This window comes from Clostridium sp. 1001283B150210_160208_E6 (assembly GCF_015669365.1).
In the GTDB taxonomy this organism is placed as follows: Bacteria; Bacillota; Clostridia; order Clostridiales; family Clostridiaceae; genus Clostridium; species Clostridium paraputrificum.
Window position 1 is genome coordinate 1 of record NZ_JADPAA010000043.1, and the last position, 1280, is coordinate 1280.

2 protein-coding genes are annotated in these 1280 nt (G+C 35.3%); both read right to left on the minus strand.

All coding sequences use genetic code 11. The features are described from left to right. Nucleotides 1-620 (minus strand): transketolase family protein (locus I4V16_RS17295; RefSeq protein WP_195966947.1); only part of this gene is annotated, 620 nt, incomplete at its 3' end. Then, nucleotides 620-1280: transketolase (locus tag I4V16_RS17300; RefSeq protein ID WP_195966948.1), on the minus strand; the 661-nt coding region annotated here is incomplete at its 5' end. The genes I4V16_RS17295 and I4V16_RS17300, both read right to left, overlap by 1 nt.

A 1280-nucleotide genomic window follows, 5' to 3' on the forward strand; every position in this document is an offset into this window, starting at 1 on the left:
TCTAATGCAGCTTCAACCATTATTCCTGTTGCTATTATTGCTACATCATTTCCTTCAGCTAAAGTTATTCCCTTACCTATTACAAAGTTATAGTTTGTTTCATCATTAACTCTTGAAACTGCCATTCTACCAAGTCTTACATAGCAAGGTCCTTCCATTTCTGCAACTGCCTTTATTGCAGCTTCTGTTTCTATATCGTCTGCTGGATTTATAACTACCATATTAGGTACACTTCTCATTAAAGATATATCTTCAATAGCTTGGTGAGATGCTCCATCTTCTCCAACTGTTAAACCAGCATGTGTTGCACATACCTTTACGTTTAATTTAGGATAACATATTGAGTTTCTTATTTGTTCAAAAGCTCTTCCTGCTGCAAACATTGCAAAAGTACTTACAAAAGGTACCTTACCACAAGTTGAAAGTCCTGCTGCAACACCCATCATGTTTCCTTCTGCTATTCCCATGTTAAAGAATTTTTCAGGAGCTACTGCCTTAAAATCTGCAGTCTTTGTTGACTTTGAAAGGTCTGCATCTAATACTACTACATTCTCATTTGTATTAGCTAATGCTGCTAATGCTTTACCATAAGCTTCTCTAGTTGCAATCTTCTTACTCATTATATTTCTCCTCCTAATTCCTTAACTGCTACTTCACATTGTTCCTTGCTTGGAGCTGTTCCATGCCATGAAGCCTCATTTTCCATAAATGAAACTCCCTTTCCTTTAACTGTATTACAAATTATTGCTGTTGGCTCACCTTTATGGTTTTTTGCTTTTTCTATAGCACCTAAAATTTCATCATAGTTATGTCCGTCTATAACTAATACGTTCCAACCAAAGGCTTCAAACTTCTTATCTATTGGACATGGACTCATAACCTTAGTTATATCTCCATCTATTTGTAATCCATTAAAATCTATAAATATAGTTAAATTGTCTAAGTTATAATGAGCTGCACACATACTAGCTTCCCATACTTGACCTTCTTCTAATTCTCCATCTCCAAGTAATGCATATACTCTGTAGTCTTTTTTATCTACTTTACCTGCTAAAGCCATTCCTACTGCTGCTGAAATACCTTGACCTAATGAACCAGTTGACATATCTATTCCTGGTAGATCATTCATGTTAGGATGCCCTTGTAAATCTGAACCAATTTTTCTTAATGTCATTAATTCTTTAGGGTCGAAGAATCCTCTTCTTGCTAATGCACTATATAGTACTGGAGCTGCATGACCTTTTGATAAAACAAATCTATCCCTATTTTCATCCTTTGGA